General features: G+C 65.2%; 22 protein-coding genes. 6 read left to right on the forward strand and 16 right to left on the reverse strand.

Annotated elements, in window-relative coordinates; translation table 11 throughout:
• Positions 1 to 147: 147 nt before the first annotated feature.
• The 9 genes from glyS to VSX60_RS01555 all read right to left on the reverse strand — a co-directional run bounded on the left by glyS (position 148) and on the right by VSX60_RS01555 (position 8,293).
• Positions 148 to 2,718, reverse strand: a complete 2,571-nt coding sequence (glyS, locus tag VSX60_RS01520; RefSeq protein WP_327622358.1) for a glycine--tRNA ligase subunit beta — start codon at positions 2,716 to 2,718, stop codon at positions 148 to 150.
• A 411-nt stretch (positions 2,719 to 3,129) separates the two neighbouring features.
• Entirely contained in the window at positions 3,130 to 3,255 is a 126-nt protein-coding gene (locus VSX60_RS22525; RefSeq protein ID WP_442873034.1) for a DUF559 domain-containing protein, read from the reverse strand.
• A gap of 230 nt (positions 3,256 to 3,485) precedes the next feature.
• Positions 3,486 to 3,929, reverse strand: coding sequence for an endonuclease domain-containing protein (locus VSX60_RS01525; RefSeq protein WP_327622359.1), 444 nt, complete (start codon positions 3,927 to 3,929; stop codon positions 3,486 to 3,488).
• A gap of 21 nt (positions 3,930 to 3,950) precedes the next feature.
• On the reverse strand, positions 3,951 to 4,847 hold the full coding sequence (gene ypfJ, locus VSX60_RS01530) for a KPN_02809 family neutral zinc metallopeptidase (RefSeq protein ID WP_327622360.1): 897 nt from the start codon (positions 4,845 to 4,847) through the stop codon (positions 3,951 to 3,953).
• A gap of 126 nt (positions 4,848 to 4,973) precedes the next feature.
• Positions 4,974 to 5,918 carry a glycine--tRNA ligase subunit alpha gene (locus tag VSX60_RS01535; protein WP_327622361.1) on the reverse strand — a complete coding sequence of 315 codons (945 nt, stop codon included), beginning with the start codon at positions 5,916 to 5,918 and terminating at the stop codon, positions 4,974 to 4,976.
• 114 nt (positions 5,919 to 6,032) lie between these two features.
• Positions 6,033 to 6,215 carry a hypothetical protein gene (locus tag VSX60_RS01540; protein WP_327622362.1) on the reverse strand — a complete coding sequence of 61 codons (183 nt, stop codon included), beginning with the start codon at positions 6,213 to 6,215 and terminating at the stop codon, positions 6,033 to 6,035.
• 94 nt (positions 6,216 to 6,309) lie between these two features.
• The gene (locus tag VSX60_RS01545) at positions 6,310 to 7,185 is read right to left on the reverse strand and encodes a S49 family peptidase (protein ID WP_327622363.1); all 876 of its coding nucleotides are present in this window, start codon (positions 7,183 to 7,185) and stop codon (positions 6,310 to 6,312) included.
• Between the two features lie 90 nt (positions 7,186 to 7,275).
• On the reverse strand, positions 7,276 to 8,088 hold the full coding sequence (locus VSX60_RS01550) for a tRNA1(Val) (adenine(37)-N6)-methyltransferase (RefSeq protein WP_327622364.1): 813 nt from the start codon (positions 8,086 to 8,088) through the stop codon (positions 7,276 to 7,278).
• Entirely contained in the window at positions 8,075 to 8,293 is a 219-nt protein-coding gene (locus VSX60_RS01555; RefSeq protein WP_327622365.1) for a putative signal transducing protein, read from the reverse strand. The genes VSX60_RS01550 and VSX60_RS01555 overlap by 14 nt, the downstream gene beginning before the upstream one ends.
• A gap of 320 nt (positions 8,294 to 8,613) precedes the next feature.
• Between VSX60_RS01555 and VSX60_RS01560 the strand changes: the two genes are divergently transcribed.
• From VSX60_RS01560 to moaB, 4 genes are all read left to right on the forward strand, one after another.
• Entirely contained in the window at positions 8,614 to 9,549 is a 936-nt protein-coding gene (locus VSX60_RS01560; RefSeq protein WP_442873035.1) for a polyprenyl synthetase family protein, read from the forward strand.
• A gap of 200 nt (positions 9,550 to 9,749) precedes the next feature.
• Positions 9,750 to 11,591, forward strand: coding sequence for a tetratricopeptide repeat protein (locus VSX60_RS01565; protein ID WP_327622367.1), 1,842 nt, complete (start codon positions 9,750 to 9,752; stop codon positions 11,589 to 11,591).
• A 17-nt stretch (positions 11,592 to 11,608) separates the two neighbouring features.
• Positions 11,609 to 12,493: a 4-(cytidine 5'-diphospho)-2-C-methyl-D-erythritol kinase gene (locus tag VSX60_RS01570; RefSeq protein WP_327622369.1), complete on the forward strand. Its 885-nt coding sequence runs from the start codon at positions 11,609 to 11,611 to the stop codon at positions 12,491 to 12,493.
• Positions 12,494 to 12,511: 18 nt separating this feature from the next.
• Positions 12,512 to 13,060: a molybdenum cofactor biosynthesis protein B gene (moaB, locus tag VSX60_RS01575; RefSeq protein WP_327622370.1), complete on the forward strand. Its 549-nt coding sequence runs from the start codon at positions 12,512 to 12,514 to the stop codon at positions 13,058 to 13,060.
• A gap of 3 nt (positions 13,061 to 13,063) precedes the next feature.
• On the opposite strand, the gene VSX60_RS01580 is transcribed toward moaB, so the two are convergent.
• On the reverse strand, positions 13,064 to 13,576 hold the full coding sequence (locus tag VSX60_RS01580) for a glycosyl transferase family 2 (RefSeq protein ID WP_327622479.1): 513 nt from the start codon (positions 13,574 to 13,576) through the stop codon (positions 13,064 to 13,066).
• A 139-nt stretch (positions 13,577 to 13,715) separates the two neighbouring features.
• Here VSX60_RS01580 and VSX60_RS01585 point away from each other — a divergent pair, with 139 nt between their 5' ends.
• Entirely contained in the window at positions 13,716 to 14,873 is a 1,158-nt protein-coding gene (locus VSX60_RS01585) for a PA0069 family radical SAM protein (protein ID WP_327622371.1), read from the forward strand.
• Between the two features lie 172 nt (positions 14,874 to 15,045).
• On the forward strand, positions 15,046 to 15,699 hold the full coding sequence (locus VSX60_RS01590) for a ribonuclease HII (protein ID WP_327622372.1): 654 nt from the start codon (positions 15,046 to 15,048) through the stop codon (positions 15,697 to 15,699).
• 102 nt (positions 15,700 to 15,801) lie between these two features.
• On the opposite strand, the gene VSX60_RS01595 is transcribed toward VSX60_RS01590, so the two are convergent.
• The 6 genes from VSX60_RS01595 to VSX60_RS01620 form a co-directional block, all read right to left on the reverse strand.
• Positions 15,802 to 16,281, reverse strand: a complete 480-nt coding sequence (locus VSX60_RS01595) for a F0F1 ATP synthase subunit B (protein WP_327622373.1) — start codon at positions 16,279 to 16,281, stop codon at positions 15,802 to 15,804.
• A gap of 10 nt (positions 16,282 to 16,291) precedes the next feature.
• Positions 16,292 to 16,897 carry a F0F1 ATP synthase subunit B gene (locus tag VSX60_RS01600; RefSeq protein WP_327622374.1) on the reverse strand — a complete coding sequence of 202 codons (606 nt, stop codon included), beginning with the start codon at positions 16,895 to 16,897 and terminating at the stop codon, positions 16,292 to 16,294.
• A 73-nt stretch (positions 16,898 to 16,970) separates the two neighbouring features.
• The gene (locus VSX60_RS01605) at positions 16,971 to 17,198 is read right to left on the reverse strand and encodes a F0F1 ATP synthase subunit C (protein ID WP_327622375.1); all 228 of its coding nucleotides are present in this window, start codon (positions 17,196 to 17,198) and stop codon (positions 16,971 to 16,973) included.
• A gap of 81 nt (positions 17,199 to 17,279) precedes the next feature.
• Positions 17,280 to 18,038: a F0F1 ATP synthase subunit A gene (locus tag VSX60_RS01610; protein WP_327622376.1), complete on the reverse strand. Its 759-nt coding sequence runs from the start codon at positions 18,036 to 18,038 to the stop codon at positions 17,280 to 17,282.
• 150 nt (positions 18,039 to 18,188) lie between these two features.
• Positions 18,189 to 18,560 carry an AtpZ/AtpI family protein gene (locus VSX60_RS01615; RefSeq protein WP_327622377.1) on the reverse strand — a complete coding sequence of 124 codons (372 nt, stop codon included), beginning with the start codon at positions 18,558 to 18,560 and terminating at the stop codon, positions 18,189 to 18,191.
• 20 nt (positions 18,561 to 18,580) lie between these two features.
• Complete coding sequence (locus VSX60_RS01620) at positions 18,581 to 19,603, reverse strand: TerC family protein (protein WP_327622378.1); 1,023 nt, start codon at positions 19,601 to 19,603, stop codon at positions 18,581 to 18,583.
• Positions 19,604 to 19,694 lie beyond the last annotated feature (91 nt).

Below are 19,694 nucleotides of genomic sequence, written 5' to 3' on the forward strand. Positions count from 1 at the left end.
AAAGTCCCGGAAACCCTCAACTTTGAGTTAATTTTTGGTTAACGCTGCCCGCTCCACCGGGCCTCGACACACGGGGATGTGATCGCATCGCCTGCCCCGGTGAGGTGTTCGGGTCGAATGAAGCGCCGAATGTGGCGCCTTGCCAGCTCAGCCGGCGATCTTACCGAAATCGGCAACCTTTCGCGTCGCCGCGCGGATGCGGGCGAGCAGCGCCAGCCGGTTGGCTCGCACGGCTTCGTCCTCGGCGTTGACCAGCACCTTGTCGAAAAACGCGTCGACGGGAATGCGCAAGTTCGCGAGCGCGGCCATGGCGTGCGCGTAATTCTCGACCGCCAGCGCCTCTTCCAGCTCGATCTCGGCCCGGTCGACGGCGCCGGCGAGCGCCTTTTCCTCGTGCTCGGTCAACAGAGCGAGATCGACGGTTTCGGCGATGCGGGTGCCCTTCTTCTCCTCGGCGGCGAGAATGTTCGCCGCGCGGCGGGTGCCGGCGAGGAGGTTCTGGCCGTCCTCTGAGTCGAGGAATTGGCCCAGCGCCTCCACGCGGCGGGTAATATCGAGGATGTCGTCGTGGGGTGCTGCTCCACTTTCCTCTTGATGGGGAGGGTCGGACCGCAGGTCCGGGGAGGGGTGACCATCTTGCCCCCCACCCGCGGCTTCGCCGCGACCTCCCCACGAGGGGGAGGTTGGGAGGCTTGCGCCGCCCGACAGCACTGCATCGACGAGGTCGTGCCGCGCGCCGGAGTCGCGGAGTTGAACCTTCAGGCGATCGTGGAAGAAGGCGAGGAGGTCTTCACGAACTTTAAACGATGGCGCAACAGGCCGGTCGGCGAAGTCGGGCCATGGATCACGTTCCAATTGTATGATGGAGTCCGCATCCCTTCCTGCTGACGATAGAAACAGGGTGTAGTGGTGCTCACATTCACTTTCGTCGAAACTTGGTGGCCCCGCTCTCGATTCATCCGTAGCTAACTTTGTTCTTGGTTGCAGTATGTATGGAAATTGCTCGGTAACGCCGCGAACCAGAATGAAGGGGATGAAGGATTCTGTTGTTTCGCGCAAAAGCTGCAGCCAGCACACTCTGATCAGAGGATTGAGGAACAGCCGTAACTCGGCCTCCACCACCAGCCGGATCACCCCCAGCGCCGCCCTTCTGAGCGCATAAGGATCCTTCGAGCCCGTCGGCTTCTCGTCGATCGCCCAGAAGCCGACCAGCATGTCGAGCTTGTCGGCCAGCGCCACGCAGATCGCCACCGGGTCGGATGGCACCGTGTCCGTCGGCCCTATCGGCTTGTAGTGCTCCTCGATCGCCGCCTGCACCGACGGATGCTCGCCCTGCAGTGCCGCGTAATAGCGGCCCATCAGCCCCTGCAGCTCGGGAAACTCGCCAACCGCCTCGGTGGTCAGATCGGCCTTGGCCAACACCGCCGCGCGTTTTGCCAGCGCCGCCAGTTCGTCGGCCGAAACCGCCTCGCCGCCGAGCGTCGCGCCATCGGGGTAGACCGTCCGCGCGATTTCCTCGCCCAGCGCGGCGATGCGGCTAACCCGCTCGCCCTGCGTGCCCAGCTTGGCGTGGAAGGTCACGCCCAGCGCGTCGAGCTTGGCCATGCGCTGGTCGAGCGGCTTTTTCAGATCGAGGCCGAATTTTTCGGCCGAGGCCGAAAGGCCGTTCAGATCGGGCAAATCGGCTTGGTCGGTCTGCCAGAAATACAAAGCGTCCGACAGTCGCGCCCGCACCACCTTGCCGTTGCCAGCGGCGATCGCCGCGCCACCGTCGCTCGCCTCGATATTGGAAACGAGGACGAAATGGTTGGAGAGTTTGCCGTTGCCGCCGCCATGCGGCCGCAGCACGAAACACTTCTGGTTGGCCTTGATGGTCGAGCGGATGATTTCCGGCGGAATCTCGAGAAATTCCGGCTCGAACTCACCCATCAGCGTCACCGGCCATTCGACCAGCCCCGACACCTCGTCCAGCAGCCCGTCATCCGGCACCACTTCGAGGCCCTTGGCGAAGGCGAGGTTTTCCGCGTCGTGGCGGATCATCTCCCTGCGCCGCTCGGCGTCGAGCACGACGAAGGCCTTTTCCAGCTTCGCCGCGTAATCGTCGAAGCGGCGGACGGAGAATTCCTCCGGCGCATGAAACCGGTGGCCCCGCGTCGTGTTGCCGGCCTTGATGCCGTCGACGGAAAAATCGACCACCACCGGCTCCTCGGTCTCCGGACCGAAGGTGCACAGGATCGATTGCAGCGGCCGCACCCAGCGCAAGGAACCCGGCTCGCGCGAGGCGGCGCCCCAGCGCATGGATTTCGGCCAGGGAAAGCCCTTGATGATGCCCGGCATCGCGTCGGCGATGATCCCCTCGGCCGGCCGACCCGGCTTTTTGATCGTCGCGACGTAGAAATCGCCCTTCTTCGGGTCCGAGCGGATTTCCGCATCGTCGATTGAGGCGAGCCCCGCGCCGCGCAGAAACCCTTCGATGGCCTTTGGCGGCGCGTCGGTGCGCGGTCCCTTGCGCTCCTCGGCAACGTCCTTCGAGCGGGCGTCGACGCCGCGAATGTCGAGGGTCAGGCGCCGCGGCGTCCAATATTCCCGCGCGCCCTCATAGGTCAGCCCGGCGTCGACGAGCGCGTCGGTAACCAGCTTTTTCAGATCGCCCGCCGCCTTGCGCTGCATGCGGGCGGGAATCTCTTCGGAGCGCAGTTCAAGCAGAAGGTCGGGCATCAGTGTCTCTCCGCCCGCATGCCATTCGCCTGGTTGTGCTTCCTCGCGCCGATGGCGCTGCGGGAGCGCGGGCGGGCGGGAATCTCTTCGGAGCGCAGTTCAAGCAGAAGGTCGGGCATCAGTGTCTCTCCGCCCGCATGCCATTCGCCTGGTTGCGCTTCCTCGCGCCGATGGCGCTGCGGGAGCGCGGGCGGGCGAGAATCTCTTCGGAGCGGAGTTCAGGCAGAAGGTCGGGCATGGCTCGGCATTTCTCCACCCTCCCCTCGATGGGGAGGGTCGGCGCGTCTGCGCCGGGGGGGATGGAATGAACAGTCGAGAGCCCTCCACCCGCCGTGGCGTCTGTCCTCGGGCTTGCCGAAGGCAAGACCCGGGGGCGGCGACCTCCCCACCAAGGGGAGGTTGGGAGCATGATCATCGATCGTCCCGCATTTGGCGACGCTCTTCGACCACGGCAAAGATCGTGTCAAGGACAGCATCGAGTTCGTACCGCGCCTCGTCGTTCCAGAAGCGCAGCGCCTGGTAGCCGTGGAAAGCCAGCCAATCCTCGCCTTACCCGTCCTCGGCCGAGCTGGCGGACCAGCGTCGACTTGCCGCCGGGGCTGCCGAGGATCGTCACCGGGCGACCGATGGCTGGCCCGCATCCCTCCTCGACAGCGTTCTCACGGATGCGATCGAAACCCAGTTCCGGCCGCCGATCAACCGGCGATCGGATCGCCCCAATGGGGGAGGGTCGAACAAGGATCCTGCCCGATCATCGACGATCCACGTCAGGACGTTCCGGGTTTCGGCCGCGGGCGCTTCTTGCCGAGAACTTTCGGCTTGGCCGGTTCCTCCCCGGGTGGCAAATGCCGCCGCTCGTCGACCGCGGCTCGGATGGATTCGAGCACCGCGGCGGAATCGGCGCGGACCGTATTATTAGCGAAGCGCACGACCAGATAGCCGCACTCGCCGAGCCAGCGGTCACGCGCGGCGTCCCTAGCCTGCCGGTCGGTGCGCGCATGCTGGGCGCCGTCGACCTCGATGATGAGGCGCAGGCGATGGGAGACGAAGTCGGCGAGGTAAGGGCCGATCACCACCTGCCGATGGAAATGGCCGCCCTCACCCGGGATCGCGCGGATACCGCGCCAGAGGTGCTCCTCCAGCGCGGTTGTCTGCGCGGCGATGGCGCGGCGCGCGCGATGCGCCTTCGCCTCGAGGCGGGTCATCGCCATCACTGCGACGCCCGACGCGCCTCAGATCGCACCGCTCAGCGTATCGCAGGCGCCGAAATCGCCGCTATCGAAGCCGCGCCGGAACCACTCCTGGCGCTGCGCCGACGTGCCATGGGTGAAGCTGTCCGGCACCACGGTACCCTGGCTGCGCTTTTGCAGCGTGTCGTCGCCGATCTGCTGGGCGGCGTTCAGCGCCTCGTCGATATCGCCGGCCTCCAGATATCCGGCTTGCTGACTGCCATTCGCCCAGATGCCGGCATAGCAATCGGCCTGCAACTCCACCCGCACCGACATGGCGTTCGCGTCCGACTCGCTCATGCGCGAGCGCGCCTGGTTGAACTTTGGCAAGACACCAGTGAGATTCTGGATGTGGTGGCCGACTTCATGGGCGATGACATAGGCTTGGGCGAAATCGCCCGGCGCGCCGAGCTGGTTGCGCAGCTGGTCGAAAAAGCCGAGATCGATATAGAGCTTGGAATCGGACGGGCAGTAGAATGGCCCGGTGGCCGCGCCGGCGATGCCGCAGGCCGAATCGACCCGGTCGGTGAACAACACGAGGGTCGGCGCCGGATAGGTTTCGCCCGCCTCCTGGAAGCGCTGGGTCCAGACATCCTCGGTGTCGGCAAGGACGGTCGCGACGAAATCATCGGTCGTGTCGGCGGTGCCTGCGACGCCCGGGCCGGTGCGCTGGCTGGTCTGATAGCTGCTGCCGCCGCCATCCGCCATGCCGAGAAGCTGCAATGGGTTGATCCCGAAGCCAAGCCACAGCACCGCCGCCACGATGAGCAGGCCGATGGTGCCACCGCCCCCGGCCCGTATCGGCAGCCGCAAGCCCCCGCCACCGCGCCGGCCGAAGCCGCCGCCCGAGCCCCGTCTGTCCTCGATATTGCTCGACTGCCTGCGCCCGCGCCACTGCATGATGCCACCCTTTGATCGTTAGCCGGGGCGGCTCCGTACTAGGATGCGCCGCCGTCCGAGTCCCTTTGCGGGCGATATAGGGCACGATGCGACATTGCCACGAACCGCGACGACGGGGGCGCGAATTCAGGCGGCAGCGGCCAGTGCCCCGCCCGCGTCGGTCAGCAAGAAAGCCTCGCCGCAGGCCTTGGCGAGGGTGCGGACGCGCAGGATGTAGCTCTGGCGCTCGGTGACCGAAATGACGCCGCGCGCGTCGAGCAGATTGAATACGTGGGAGGCCTTGATGCACTGGTCGTAGGCCGGCAGCACGCAGCGATGCAGCGTACTCGGATCGCTCGGCGCGCCCGCCTTCAACAGCGCCAGGCATTCGGCCTCGGCGTCGTCGAAATGCTTGAGCAACATCGCCGTGTCGGCGAACTCGAAATTGTAGCGCGAATATTCCTGCTCGGCCTGTAGGAAGACGTCGCCATAGCTGACCTTTTCCTCGCCCTCGCGGCCGTTGAAATTGAGGTCGTAGACGTTGTCGACATTCTGCACATACATGGCGAGGCGTTCCAGGCCATAGGTCAGTTCGCCCGCCACCGGCGCGCATTCGATGCCGCAGACCTGCTGGAAATAGGTGAACTGCGACACCTCCATGCCGTCGCACCAGCACTCCCAGCCGAGGCCCCAGGCGCCCAGCGTCGGGCTTTCCCAATCGTCCTCGACGAAGCGGATGTCGTGCAGCAGCGGGTCGATGCCGATCGCGGCGAGCGAGCCGAGATAGAGCTCCTGCAGGTTCGACGGGTTCGGCTTCAGGATCACCTGATACTGGTAATAATGCTGCAACCGGTTGGGGTTCTCGCCGTAACGCCCGTCCTTGGGCCGCCGCGACGGCTGGACATAGGCCGCGTTCCATCGCTTCGGCCCGAGCGCGCGCAGCGTCGTCGCCGGATGGAAGGTACCGGCGCCGACCTCCATGTCGTAGGGTTGCAGCACCACGCAGCCATAGTCGGCCCAGTAGCGGTGGAGCGTCAGGATCAGCGCCTGGAAGGAGCGGCGCGGGTCCATATGCGGGGAGAGGTCAGGCATGAAGCGAATTCCGGGTGGGATGGCCCGTTCGGGCAAACGTCTCGCCGGCAGGTGCCATGACGGCGGCAAAGCGGTCAAGCCGGCCGCTCCGCTCCGATCGCGCGGGACGCCCGCTCAATCCTTCTTGATTCGGTAGATCCCGTCGTCGCCGCGCACCAGCGTGCCTTGCGCGCCGGTCTTCATTTCGGATTCGGCGCGGCGGTTGCGTTCGGCGAGACGCTCGGCGTCCCGCTTCATCTGCTTGTAGCCAAACAAGGCGGCGGCCCCGACGAGGCCAAGAAGAAGAAACTGCGGCATCTTCGACCATTCTCCTGAAGGTCCGGCGATTATGCGCTGAGGCGCGCGCCTCGGCAATAGAAAGGAACCGCGCGCCCCGCGGTTCCCGCCCGTTTCAAAGCCCGAAGCGAGCCCACAGGGCGCGCTCCTCGGCGGTGCTCAATATTTCCGAAGCGAAGCCGGCGCCGATCGAGGCCAGCCCGGCGCCCGCGACCATGTCGGCGCGAATGCCCGGCTGCTTGCGGCCGAACAGGCTGCGGCTCGCCTGGATCAATACCGGTTTGACCTTGTCGCCGAAGCGGGCGCGCAAGGTGCCGCGCAGGTCGCCGATCTGATCGACAAGGCCGAGGTCGCGCCCGCGCAGTCCCGACCAGAACAGGCCGGAAAACAGGTCGTCGTCTTCGACCAGCCTAGCGCCGCGACTTTGCTTGACCAGATCGATGAAGGTCTGGTGGACCTCGCGTTGCAGCGCCTTCAGATGTTCGACGTCCTCGGCTTTTTCCGGCTGGAACGGGTCGAGCGTCGCCTTGCTGGTGCCGGCGGTATGCACCCGGCGTTCGATGCCGAGCTTGGCGATCGCCTCGACGAAGCCGAAGGAGCCGGAGACGACGCCGATCGAGCCGACGATGGAGGAAGGGTCGGCGATGATTTCGTCGCCGGCGCAGGCGATCATGTAGCCGCCGGACGCCGCGACATCTTCGACGAACACGAGAACCCGCTTGCCCTTCTCCTCGGCGAGATCGCGAATCCGCTGATGGATCAGCCGCGACTGTACCGGCGAGCCGCCGGGCGAATTGACGACGATCGCCACCGCGGGCGCCTTCTTGTAATCGAAGGCCTTCTGCAGGACCGGCGCGGCGGTTGCCAGCGACAGCGTCGGCCGCAGCGCGCTCTGCGAGGTCATGATCGCACCCGACAGCCGAACCACGGGGATCACGGTGGCATCGGAGCGGAAGCGCTTGGGAAGGATTTTCTGGAGGGGATTCGCCAACGGAAGGCCTTTGTTGCTGGGACAAGATCAGGCTTGGCATGTAAGCGCGATCGGCCGGTTCGCAACGCGCCGACCGCGCGTTCCGTCGAATCAGCAATCGAGCGCGATATCCGCCGTGCCCGCCGCGATCGCCTCGGCGAAGGGCTCCAACCCGCCGTCGAGCGCATGCAGCGTGCGGCCGGGCAGCACCGCGAGGGGTGCGCGTGATCCCTTGCGCCCGGCAACCATCAGGCGAATCGCCGGCGCCGCGGAGCGTGAATGAATGGGCAACACGCGAATCCCGCCCAGCCGGCCTTCGCTCGCCTGCAGCATCGCCGGCAGCGCATCCGGCCGCACGATGGCCGTGAACCGACCGCCATGGCCGAGCAGGGCGGCACAGGCGCGCACCCAGCGGGGCAGGAAGTCGGCGTCTGTGGCAGTGAGGGCCTCGGCGCGCAACGGGTCGGGCGAGGCGCGGTGGCCGTGCGGATAGAACGGCGGATTGGTGAGAACATGCTGAAACGCGCCGTCGCAAAGGCCGGCGGCCTCACGCCCGGCACGACCCGCGAGGATGTCCGCAGCGACGACGCGCACGCGATTTTGATGAGCCGCGTTCTCCGGCAAGGTTAGTGCCTGTCGTGCAAGGTCGGCCATGGCCGCGCTCTTCTCGACCAGCGTCACCTCGACCCGTTCGGCCCGGCAGGCCGCGGCGAGGCCGACCACCCCTGCCCCGGCGCCGATATCGGCAACACTGCCCGTCGCCGATTCGGGCAGCGTCGCGGCCAGAAGCATCGCGTCGAGACCCGACCGGTAGCCGCCGCACGCCGGCTGCAGCACCACGAACCGGCCACGATAAAACGCGTCGCGGCGAACCTGCGACGGGTCCGTGTCGTCGGCGGTGGATGCCCGATCAGGACAGTTCATGGCCGAGTTCGGCGTCTTTGAGGATTCTGCGGGCTTGGTCGAGGTGATCTGGGTCGACCAGAACGCGGCGCGGCAGCACGCCGATCGACCCATCGAGAATACTCATGTGGACATCGGCGACAAAATGCGGAATGTCCGCGTCATTCAGGAGAGCGTCGACAAAGGATATGAGAACGGCGTCATTGGAACGCATGAGTTCTTGCATGATGTGAACCGCTTCGAAAAAAGGGGCGACCGAAGCCGGGGAAAGGTGGGGCCGCATGCGGGCCGACCGGGATATAGGTGCCCGAATTGCGCCGGTCATAGCAAGGGCTGGGGCGAAACCGACGCGCGTTCTCCCGGCGTGGCGGGGTCGAGGCCTTTATATCGGCGGCGCCGACGCCATCTTCGGGATCGATGTTCGGCAACACCCTCGCGGCCCGCGAGGGAAACCAACGGAGTGACATGGTGAGCTTGGCCAGCCCCGTCGGGCGAACTGATACCCGCGGTTCGATCGAACCGATCCTCGCGGTCACGGCGTCCGACATGACCCGCGTCAACGAGTTGATCCTTTCGATGGCCGGCTCGAATGTCGAGCTGATTCCAGAGATCGCCGAGCACCTGATCTCCTCTGGCGGCAAGCGGCTGCGGCCGATGCTGACGATCGCGTCGGCGCTGGCGCATGGCTATGACGGCGACGCGCATGTGAAACTCGCCGCGAGCGTCGAGTTCATGCACACGGCGACGCTGCTCCATGACGATGTCGTCGACGAAAGCGATCTCAGGCGGGGCAAGAAGACCGCCCGTACGATCTGGGGCAATCAGGCCAGCGTTCTCGTCGGCGATTTCCTGCTCGGCCAGGCCTTCAAGATGATGGTCGAGGTCGGCTCGCTCGCCGCGCTCGACATTTTGTCCACGGCGTCGGCTGTCATCGCCGAGGGCGAGGTCTGGCAGCTTTCGGCGGCCAAACACATGACGACGAGCGAGGCCGACTATCTCGCGGTCGTCGACGCCAAGACCGCGGCGCTGTTCTCCGCCGCGGCGGAGGTCGGCCCGGTCGTTGCCGGGGCCGGCATGGCCGAGCGCGAGGCGATGCGCCGCTATGGACGCAACCTCGGCCTCGCCTTCCAGCTGGTCGACGATGTGCTCGACTACGATGGATCCGCCACCGATCTCGGCAAGAACACCGGCGACGATTTTCGCGAAGGCAAGATCACCCTGCCGGTGATTCTCGCCTACCAGGCGGGTGACGAGACGGAGCGGGCCTTTTGGCGCGACGCCATGGAGGGCGGTCGCAACGACGACGAGGCGCTTCGGCAGGCCAAGGGGCTGATTCGCGCGCATGGCGCACTGGAATCGACGATCGCCCGGGCCCGGCTCTACGGCGAGGCGGCACACGAAGCCGCGACCTCGCTGCCGGCCTCGCCAAGCCGCGAGGCGCTTCTCGGCGTCGTCGCGTTCTGCATCGACCGTGTCAATTGACACGGGCGAGCCGCCATTGCCCACCGCCGTCGCGCGGGCCGCAATCCCGACAATCTCTCGGTGCAACACCGTATTGACCCTGCATTCGCGACCGTCGCGGCTTCACCTCGGTAAGCCGCTGGACTAAGGTCAGCCAGGATTTCGGCAAGAAGTCGCCGCGCTTCATCACCGGTCGGCGTGGCCCGGAAAGAGGATTTTACGTGCAGACATCGCGCTTTCTGACATTGCTGACAGCAACCGCCCTCTTCGCCGCCACGGCGGCTCCCGCCGCGCGAGCCGCCGGCGATGGAGCGACGGCGAAACCGGCCCAGGCCCAGTCGCTTTCGGGCGCCTATCTCGCCGCCAAATCGGCGCAACGCGACGGCGATCTCGAGGCCGCCACCGATTTCTTCGCGCAAGCCCTGTCGATGGACCCGACCTCCGACCTGTTGCAGCAAGACGCAATGTTCGCCTTTATCGCCGACGGGCGCTTCAAGGACGGCGTCGACATGGCCGCGAAGCTGCGCGCCGCGCCGGAGGCCAGCAAGGTCGCGCGCATCGCGCTGGGTATCGATGCCCTGAGCAAGGGCAATTTCGATGCCGCCATCGCCGAATTCGATCTGCCCAAGCCGAGCGATCTCGATGCCCTGCTGATCGGCCAGTTGATCGCCTGGTCCGAGCTTGGCGCCGGGCGGGCCGACGCGGCATTGTCGCGACTCGACACGCTCACGGGGGCGCCCTGGTTCGCGATCTTCAACGATTACCAGAAGGGCCTCCTCGCCGATGTCGCCGGGCGTCCGGACGTTGCACGCATCGCGCTTCGCAAGGTCGTCGATGACGAGGAATCGGCCCGGACCTCGCCGGACGCCTATCTCGCCGCCGCCGAAGCGCTGGCGCGGCTGGAGACTCGCGCCAGCAACACCGACGCCGCGCTTCAGGCGATCGAGGCCGGGCTGAAACTCGTGCCGACCTACGACCCATTGCTGCATCTGAAAGAACGCGTCGAGAAGGGCGAGACGATCGAGCCCGCCGTCGCGAGTGTTCAGGAAGGCGCCGCCGAAACGCTCTACATTCTCGGGCAGGCGATCAATCGCGGCGACGGCCAGCAGGTCGCGCTCCTGTATTTCCAGTTGGCCCGCGCCGTCGCGCCGCGCAATCCGGCGCTGCTGACCGCCCTTGCCGGGATCGCCGAGCGCTCCGAACGGCTGGATCTGGCGATTTCCTATTATCGGGAAATCCCGGAAAACTCGGCCTATCGGCGCACCGCGGAACTGCAGATCGGTCTCGATCTTTGGTATGCCGAGCGCAAGGACGAGGCCAAGGCCCATCTGACGCGGGCCGTGCGCGACTATCCGGACGACATCAAGGCCCATACCGCGCTCGCCGACGTGCTTGCCGCCGACAAGGAATTCAAGGGGGCCGCCGACGCCTTGAACAAGGCGATCGCCCTTTCCGAACCCGGAAAGACGGCGAACTGGAACCTCTATTACCAGCGCGGCATCGCCTTTGAACGGACCAAGCAGTGGGACAAGGCCGAGCCCGACTTCAAGACGGCGCTCGAACTTTCGCCGAACCAGCCGCAGGTCCTGAACTATCTCGGCTATTCCTGGGTCGACATGAACGAGAACCTGAAAGAGGGCCTCGACATGATCAAGAAGGCCGTCGAGTTGCGCCCCAATGACGGCTACATCATCGATTCGCTCGGCTGGGCCTATTTCCGCCTCGGCCGTTTTGAAGAGGCGGTCGAGCAACTCGAACGCGCGGTGCTGATCACGCCGATGGACCCGACCATCAACGACCATCTCGGCGACGCCTATTGGCGGGTCGGCCGCGCGCGGGAGGCCAGGTTCCAGTGGGAGCGCGCCCTCGTCGGCGAGCCGAAGCCGGAGCAGGAGGCCGCCAAGACCATCCGCGCCAAGCTCGCCCGGGGCCTCGATCCGGCGGACGTAAAAGCCAAGGCACCCTCCGGCGACACGGCGATAGACGCCGAGCGGGCGGCCCGCAACAGTTCCTCTGGCGGCGGTCCGATCAACGCGTCCGGCTCCGACACCAAGGCCGATTGAGCCCGAGCTGCGGGTTCTTGCCTCCTCTCGCCATACCGCCGACCCGGCTGCTCGCCCCAGCGAAGATCAACCTGGCCCTGCATGTCGTCGGCCGCCGCGCCGACGGCTACCACTGCCTGGAAAGCCTGGTCGTTTTCGCCGCCGATACCGGCGACAGCATCACGGTCGCGCCATCTCCAGATGCGCTAGATCGACTGGAGGTCGGCGGCCCCTTCGCCGTCGACGTGCCGGTCGGCGCCGACAACATTCTGCTGCGCGCCGCCAGTTTCGCCAGAACATTGCTAGCCGAACGGGATTTGGCGCTGCCGCCGCTCGCGATCCACCTCGACAAGCGACTTCCGGTCGCTGCCGGCATCGGCGGCGGATCGGCGGATGCGGCGGCGCTTCTTCGGATTATCGCGGATCGCGTGCCCGATGCGGCGCGACGCCTTACCCACGAATCGATCGCGCTCGGCGCCGATGTGCCGATGTGCCTCGACGGGCGGGCCGCGCTGGTTACCGGGATCGGCGAAACCGTGTCGCCGCTGGCGGTTCTTCCTCCCCTGCCCCTGCTCATGGTCAACCCGCGCGAGCCGGTGTCGACCGCCGCGGTGTTCGCGAAGCTGCCACGTTGCGACAACCCGGCCTTGCCCCCGTTGCCGCCGGGCGGATTCCCCGATATTGCGGCACTCGCCACATGGCTTTCGCAGACCCGCAACGATCTGGAGCCGACGGCGGTGGACATGGTCCCGACGATCGACGCCGTGCGCGAACGGCTTATTGCCGAAGGTGCCCGCTTCGCCCGCATGTCCGGCTCCGGCGCCACGGTCTTCGGCCTCTTCGAGGACGCGGGACACATGCGACGGGCGCGAAGCCGGATCGAATCGACCTGTCCCGGCTGGTGGGTGTCGGGACCGAACTGAGACGAGGATTTGCGCGACATGAGCACGGACAAACCCTTCATTCCTCTGTCGATCGCGGTCCTGACCGTGTCCGATACGCGGTCCATCGACGACGACAAGTCCGGCTCCGTTCTCGTCGCCCGGCTTGAAGAGGCCGGTCATCGCCTCGCCGACCGCAAGATCGTCCGCGACGAGATCGAGGAAATCCGCAACGTCGTCACCGCTTGGTGCGAACGCGACGACGTCGACGTCGTCATCACCACCGGCGGCACGGGGTTCACCGGCCGCGACGTCACGCCGGAGGCTCTGGAGCCGCTGTTCGAAAAGCGCATGGACGGCTTTTCCGCCGTCTTCCACCGGATTTCCTACGACAAGATCGGCGTCTCGACGATCCAATCCCGCGCCACTGGCGGAGTCGTCGCCGCCACCTTCGTCTTCGCCCTGCCCGGCTCGCCGGGCGCCTGTCGCGACGGATGGGACCATATTCTCAAGGCGCAGCTCGACTACCGGCACAAGCCATGCAACTTCGTCGAGATCATGCCCCGACTCGACGAACATCTGCGCCGTGGCGGCGGCGGCAACGCCTGAGAGCTATTTTGTCTTGAGCGCTGGCCTGATCTCCACCGCCAGACGCTCGACCGCCACGCCCTTGGCGACCTCCTCCAGATTGAAGGCGAGCCTGGAGAGGCCGATCGCCTGCGGCTTTTGCACAAGGAAGCCCTCGGCGAGCGCGGTGCGAATCTGCCGGAACCGCTGCAGGAAGCTCGGCCGGTCCATCCGCGCTCGGCGAAAACGCGCCGTCGCGATCTTCGCCGTTCCGCGCGCCACATCCTCGCCGTGGTCCGTTACGGCGCCGATCCATCCTGGCATCAGCCGGGCGCCGGGCTCCATCAGCAGCAGCCAATCCCCCTTGGCCGTCTCGATCGCCACGCGGAACTCCTCCTCCGCGACCACCCGGCAGCCGGCGTGATCGGCGACCTTGCGCGCCGCAGGCCCCATTCCCCGATCGACCAGCACGACCTCGCGAACGACGCCCTCGACCGCGCCCGGGATGAGCGTGGCGAGACTCGCCGCAAGCTGTCTGTCGTCCGGTCCGCAGTCCATCAACACGCTGAGCATATCCCCGCTTAGCCGAGCCTGCCCCCAAAAACCAGCGGTGGAACTTTTTTGTTCTTGTATTGTTCTCATTTCCGAATTAGGACTCTATTCATACATCGAACGAGCGAGCCGGAAGGTTCCGACCATGCAGGACATCAAGAGCGCCGATCGCGCGGCTTTCGCCGCCCCTGACGGCATAGATATCGCCAATCACATCGTCGCCGAATCGGGTCTGCGGATCGGCTTCGAGCGGCGGCGCGGGCGTGGCGCGGGGATCAATCCGAGCGGCCGTTACGAGCCCTTCGCGCGCAGCGCCGTCGACGACGGGTGGAACAGTCTCGACGAACTTCCGGCGTTCAAGACCGACGTCCAGGTCGAAAAACCCAAGACGATCATCACCCGCAACAGTTCGCCCGACATCTCGTTCGACCGTTCGGTGAATCCGTATCGGGGTTGCGAGCACGGCTGCGTCTATTGTTTCGCGCGGCCGACCCACGCCTATATGGGGCTCTCCGCCGGGCTGGACTTCGAATCCAGGCTGTTTGCCAAGCCGAATGCCGCCGAGCTTCTGGAAAGAGAGCTTTCCAAGCCAGGCTACGAGGTGAAATCCATCGCCATCGGCACCAATACCGACCCCTATCAGCCGGTCGAGAAGACCTGGCGGATCATGCGCGAAATTCTCGAAGTGCTGGAAGCCGCCAACCATCCCGTCGGGATCGTCACCAAGTCCGCCCTCGTCCTGCGCGACATCGACATTCTCCAACGCATGGCGGCGAAGGGATTGGCGAAGGTCGCCCTGTCGGTGACCACCCTCGACCGGACACTTGCCAGAGCGATGGAGCCGCGCGCGGCGACCCCGGCAAAGCGGCTCGAGGCGGTCAAGACGCTCAGCGAGGCCGGCATTCCGACGATGGTGATGATGGCGCCGATCATTCCCGGCCTGACCGATTCGGAAATCGAACGTGTGCTCGAATCGGCCAACACGGCCGGCGCACGCGAGGTCGGCTACGTGCTCTTGCGGCTGCCGCTCGAAGTCTCGCCGCTATTCAAGGAATGGCTGCTGCGCCATTACCCCAATCGCTACCGGCACGTCTTGGCGCTGCTGCGTTCGATGCGTGACGGCAAGGACTACGACGCCGAGTGGAACAAGCGGATGCGCGGCACCGGACCCTATGCGTTCCAGATTCGGCGACGCTTCGAAATGACGGCCCGGCGGTTGGGTCTCAACGAAACGCGCACCGAACTCAGATGCGACCGGTTCACGCCGCCGAAGGGGGCCGGCGTCCAACTGGCGCTGCTCTGATCCCACCCCGGGGAGACTTTTCCCCGCTCGATCGTCTGGCCGCCAGCCCCTCGCGGTCCGGCGCACTCGCCGGTTCTTCCCCCGGGACGCGGCGAGACTTGTGGAGAATCGGAGAATGCGCGAGTCTTGCCGCATCATGGCTCGCCGTTCCTCCGATTCTCCGGTTCCTTTCATGCCCGCCGCGCGCCGCAAGGTCGCTAGACGGGCAGGTCCCGACTATGTCCGGGAAGCGGGGTTGATCGCACGCGGCTTGCGGCACATCGCCGGCGTCGACGAGGCGGGCCGTGGTCCGCTGGCGGGTCCCGTGGTCGCAGCGGCTGTCGTGCTCGACCTGCGCCGGCTGCCGGACGGCCTCAACGACTCCAAGAAACTGGATGCTGCCAAGCGCGAGTGGCTGTTCGCCGAAATTCTCGCATCGGCCCATGTCGGTATCGCTTCGGCGAGCGCGGCGGAGATCGACCGCTTCAACATCCGCGGCGCGACGCTGATCGCCATGCGGCGCGCGCTGCACGCGCTGCCTCAGTCGGCCTGCCATGTTCTCGTCGACGGCCGCGACATACCGCCGCTGTTGCGCTGTCCGGGCACCGCAGTGATTTCCGGTGACGCGCTGTCGCTGTCGATCGCGGCCGCCTCGATCGTCGCGAAGGTCACTCGCGACCGAATCATGTGCCGCGTCTGCGGCGCCTTCGACGGCTACGGCTTCTCCCGCCACATGGGCTATGGCACGCCCGAGCATCTCGCGGCGATCGCCCGGCTGGGTCCGACCCCACTCCACCGGATGAGCTTCCGGCCGTTGCGCGCCGATCTTCTGGACGCCGCCGAATAGAGCGTTCGTCCGGTCGTGGAGGACCATCCGGAACGAAAAAGGGCCGCCAATGGCGACCCTCCGTCAAAGTCTTTCCGCGCGCCGCGGGTGTCGCGGCAGCGGTCAGTTCAGATGCTTGCGAACTTCGCCGATCGATTCGTCGATGAATCGGCCGGCCTCGCTTCCCGAATTGCGGTCCGCCAGAACCTTGGCGGCCGCGGCGACGGCGAGATTGACGGCCGATGCCCGCACCTCGGCCACGGCGTCGCCTTCGGCCTGGGCGATCTTGGTCTCCGCCATGGCCGTGCGACGGGCGACATATTCCTCGTTCTTGCGATTCGCGTCATCGAGCAACAGCGTCGCTTCCCGCTTGGCGGCGGCGACGATGTCCTTGGCTTCCTGCTCGGCTTCCTGGCGACGACGCTGATATTCGGCCAACTGCTGCTTGGCCTCCTCCTTCAGCTCGCGCGCCTCCTCGATCTCGTTGCGGATCCGCGCCGCCCGGTCGTCGAGCGACTTTCCGACCTTGGTCGGCGCCTTCAGATACCAGACCAGCGCCAGAAAGATGACGAGGGCGACGAAGGCCCAGAATGAATTGTCCATCGTCGTCTCCTCAGCTCCGAATGGCCGTCAAGGCGCCAGCGATCTCTTCACGCGAGACCTCGAGCTGTGCGACTTCGCGCAGGATGGTCTCGGCGGTGTCCTCGGCGATCACGCCGACATCCTTCATCGCCTCGGTCTTGATCTCGGCGATGCGGATCTGGGCCGCTTCCAGTTTTTCGTCCAACTGCCAGTCGAGGCGCTTGCGCTCCTGCTCGGCATCTTCGCGTGCCGAGTCGCGCGCGTCATGGGCGATCTTGTGGGAGCGATCGCGCGCCTCCGCGAGTTCCTGTTCGTAGGCTGCCTGGGCTTCGTCCGCATCGGACTTCATCCGCTCGGCGGCCTCGAGATCGAGCGCGATGCGATCGCGCCGATTTTCCAGGACGCCCGCGATCCGCGGCAGAATCACCTTCTGCAGAACCAGGTAGAAGACGCCGAAGGTGATCGCCAGCCAGAGCAGCTGCGAGGCGAAGAATTCGCTGTTGAAGGGCGGGAAAACACCTTCGTGTTCGCCTTCGATGGCGATCGTCTCGCCATGCGCGGCCGCCGTGTCGCTGGCGGGAGGCAGATCGACGGCGTCGGGGTTTTCAGTCTGCGCCAAGGCTTGACTTACGAACATCGGTGGCTCCGGCAAAGCGGACCGGCGGCAGGATTTGCCGCCGGTCGTCTCGTCTCAAATTGGCGAATGCCGATCAGACGGCGAACAGCAGCAGAAGCGCGACCAGCAGTGCGAAGATGCCGAGCGCTTCCGTCACCGCGAAGCCGAAGATCAGGCGGCCGAACTGGCCGTCGGCGGCCGACGGATTGCGCAGCGCGCCCGCCAGATACTGACCGAAGATGTTGCCGAGGCCAATGGCCGCGCCGCCCATACCGAGCGTTGCAAGACCTGCGCCGATGAACTTTGCTGCGTCCGCTTCCATGTCAAAACTCCTTTGAAATTGTCCGATTGCGGTGGATGTCGGCGACCTCGCGGCCACCATGGGTTATCTGGAGGCCGGTTCTTAGTGGCCCGGATGTATCGCGTCGTTCAGATACATACAGGTCAGAACGGCAAAGACGTAAGCCTGTAGCGCGGCGACCAGAAATTCGAGCGCCGTCAGCGCGACCGCCATGGCCAGTGGGAGGATCGAACTGGCGATCCCGAGGGCGCCGAAGGCGCTCAGCGACACGACGAATCCGGCGAACACCTTCAGCGTAATGTGGCCTGCCAGCATGTTGGCGAAGAGACGAACCGAAAGCGAAACCGGCCGGGACAGGAACGAGATCACCTCAATCATCACCACCAGCGGCATCAGGATGCCTGGTACGCCCTCCGGCACGAAGAGTTTGAAGAAGCCCAGCCCGTGCTTCATGAAACCGTAGACGACGACGACGCCCATCACCAGCATCGCGAGCGCGAAGGTCACGATCAGATGGCTGGTCACCGTAAAGAAATACGGCACCATTCCCAAAAGGTTTGCGACCAGAATGAACATGAACAGCGAGAACACGAAGGGGAAGAATTTCATGCCCCCGGTGCCCGCCGCGTCACGCAGCATGTTGGCGACGAACTCGTAGGAAAGTTCCGTCATCGACTGGACGCGGCTCGGCACGAGGCCACGGCCGCGTGTCGAATAATACAGGAAGGCCGTCGTGATCGCGACGGTCAGCACCATGAACAGCGCAGAATTGGTGAACGAGAAATCCAGATTGCCGATCTCGATCGGCACGATCTTGGAAATCTCAAACTGGTGGATCGGATCGGTTGGATTGGTTGCCAATCTCTCAGGCCCTTCATCAATTCACGGCGTGGCCCGGCGAGGGCCGCCATGCCCATAGCGTCCCCAACCGCGCTTCGCAACTCCCTAGAGCATCAGATGAGAATATGGACGCGAGTTTGTGAGGAGGAATCCATAATCAGAGGTGTCCGATCAGAGCTGGCCGGGGTCGCCGGGTGAGCCGTTGCCGGAAATCCCGCGGATCACATTCAAGACGCCCGCGGCAAATCCGAGCAGCAGAAAGACGATAAGGCCGAAAGGGCTGGTGCCGGCAAGCTGATCGATGAAATATCCGATCGCCGCCCCGACCAAAATGCCGGCGACGAACTCGCTGGCGACCTTGAGGCCCTGGGCCGCACCGCGCATGCCCTGGGAGCGGTTCGCCGGCTCGCGATTTCCCGGAAGACGCCGACGTTGTTCGGCCAGCCGTTTCGACAGGTCGTCGCGTCGCGCCGCCCACTCGGCATCCTCGCCCGGGGACGTCGTCTCCGGCTCGACGCTGGTCGGGTCGCGTTCCGATGGCATTGGCAATTCCCCGTTTTCGGTCAGGCTTGCTCTTCGGCCCGTTCCGCATGCTTGACCGATTTCGATCCATTCCGGCTCGCGACGAGACTCGCGATCGTCGTGATGGCGAGAATCGACACGATGACCGCAAGCGACAGCCACGTCGAGATGTGGGGTACCGCCTCGATGCTGTCGCCCCCGTTGATGAACGGCAGCGTATTGGTTTCCATCGCGTGGAAGATCAGCTTGACGCCGATAAAGGCAAGGATCAACGCCAAACCCGCGCCCAGATAGACAAGCCGATCGAGCAGCCCGCCAATCAGGAAATAGAGCTGCAGAAGTCCGAGCAGCGCGAAGGCGTTCGCCGTAAAGACGATATAGGGCTCCTCGGTCAGGCCGTAGATCGCGGGAATGGAATCGAACGCGAACAGCAAGTCTGTCACGCCGAGAGCGACGATAACCACGAACATCGGCGTCACCAGCAGCCGTCCTTTTTCACGGACAAAGAGGGCGGCGCGCCGGTAATCGTCGGTGACCGGAAACCGCCGCTCGATGAATTTGACCACCGCGTTGGGCTCATAGTCCTCACCCTGGACATGGCCGCCGGTCAGGCTCTCCTTGGCCAGGGTATAGGCGGTCCACAGAAGGAAGATGCCGAAGAGATAGAATACCCAGGAAAATTGCTCGATCGCGGCGGCACCGACGGCGATGAAGACGCCGCGCATGAGAAGCGCGATCACGATGCCGATCAGAAGCGCCTTCTGCTGGAAGTTCGCCGGCACCTGAAACTTTGCCATGATGATGACGAAGACGAACAGATTGTCGACCGACAGGCTCTTTTCGGTAATGTAGCCGGCCAGATATTCTACCCCGTGGTCGTGTCCCCACACCCACCACAGCCCCGCGCCGAAGATGAGTGCGACGACAACGTAGAAGGTCGACCAGATGCCGGCTTCCTTGAGCGAGGGGTGATGAAGCTTGCGGACGTGGACAAGAAAATCGAACAGGAACAGAGCGGCGATCCCTCCGATCGTCGCCAACCACACCCACATCGGCACATCCATGCCATCACCTTTCACGGCCGTCGCACAATTGGTCCGACGACATCATCCGACCGGACCGTAGATCGAAACAGCCGGCACTGCCTATCACCCC

The sequence above is a fragment of the Aurantimonas sp. A3-2-R12 genome (genome assembly GCF_036016755.1).
In the GTDB taxonomy this organism is placed as follows: domain Bacteria; phylum Pseudomonadota; class Alphaproteobacteria; order Rhizobiales; family Rhizobiaceae; genus Aurantimonas; species Aurantimonas coralicida_A.

Coding starts and splice junctions, on each gene's coding strand:
- glyS (WP_327622358.1), bottom strand. CDS start 2,718: ATGCCCGACCTTCTGCTTGAACTGCGCTCCGAAGAGATTCCCGCCCGC.
- VSX60_RS01525 (WP_327622359.1), bottom strand. CDS start 3,929: ATGGCGATGACCCGCCTCGAGGCGAAGGCGCATCGCGCGCGCCGCGCC.
- ypfJ (WP_327622360.1), bottom strand. CDS start 4,847: ATGCAGTGGCGCGGGCGCAGGCAGTCGAGCAATATCGAGGACAGACGG.
- VSX60_RS01535 (WP_327622361.1), bottom strand. CDS start 5,918: ATGCCTGACCTCTCCCCGCATATGGACCCGCGCCGCTCCTTCCAGGCG.
- VSX60_RS01540 (WP_327622362.1), bottom strand. CDS start 6,215: ATGCCGCAGTTTCTTCTTCTTGGCCTCGTCGGGGCCGCCGCCTTGTTT.
- VSX60_RS01550 (WP_327622364.1), bottom strand. CDS start 8,088: ATGAACTGTCCTGATCGGGCATCCACCGCCGACGACACGGACCCGTCG.
- VSX60_RS01555 (WP_327622365.1), bottom strand. CDS start 8,293: ATGCAAGAACTCATGCGTTCCAATGACGCCGTTCTCATATCCTTTGTC.
- VSX60_RS01560 (WP_442873035.1), top strand. CDS start 8,614: ATGACCCGCGTCAACGAGTTGATCCTTTCGATGGCCGGCTCGAATGTC.
- moaB (WP_327622370.1), top strand. CDS start 12,512: ATGAGCACGGACAAACCCTTCATTCCTCTGTCGATCGCGGTCCTGACC.
- VSX60_RS01580 (WP_327622479.1), bottom strand. CDS start 13,576: ATGGACTGCGGACCGGACGACAGACAGCTTGCGGCGAGTCTCGCCACG.
- VSX60_RS01585 (WP_327622371.1), top strand. CDS start 13,716: ATGCAGGACATCAAGAGCGCCGATCGCGCGGCTTTCGCCGCCCCTGAC.
- VSX60_RS01590 (WP_327622372.1), top strand. CDS start 15,046: ATGCCCGCCGCGCGCCGCAAGGTCGCTAGACGGGCAGGTCCCGACTAT.
- VSX60_RS01595 (WP_327622373.1), bottom strand. CDS start 16,281: ATGGACAATTCATTCTGGGCCTTCGTCGCCCTCGTCATCTTTCTGGCG.
- VSX60_RS01600 (WP_327622374.1), bottom strand. CDS start 16,897: ATGTTCGTAAGTCAAGCCTTGGCGCAGACTGAAAACCCCGACGCCGTC.
- VSX60_RS01605 (WP_327622375.1), bottom strand. CDS start 17,198: ATGGAAGCGGACGCAGCAAAGTTCATCGGCGCAGGTCTTGCAACGCTC.
- VSX60_RS01615 (WP_327622377.1), bottom strand. CDS start 18,560: ATGCCATCGGAACGCGACCCGACCAGCGTCGAGCCGGAGACGACGTCC.
- VSX60_RS01620 (WP_327622378.1), bottom strand. CDS start 19,603: ATGGATGTGCCGATGTGGGTGTGGTTGGCGACGATCGGAGGGATCGCC.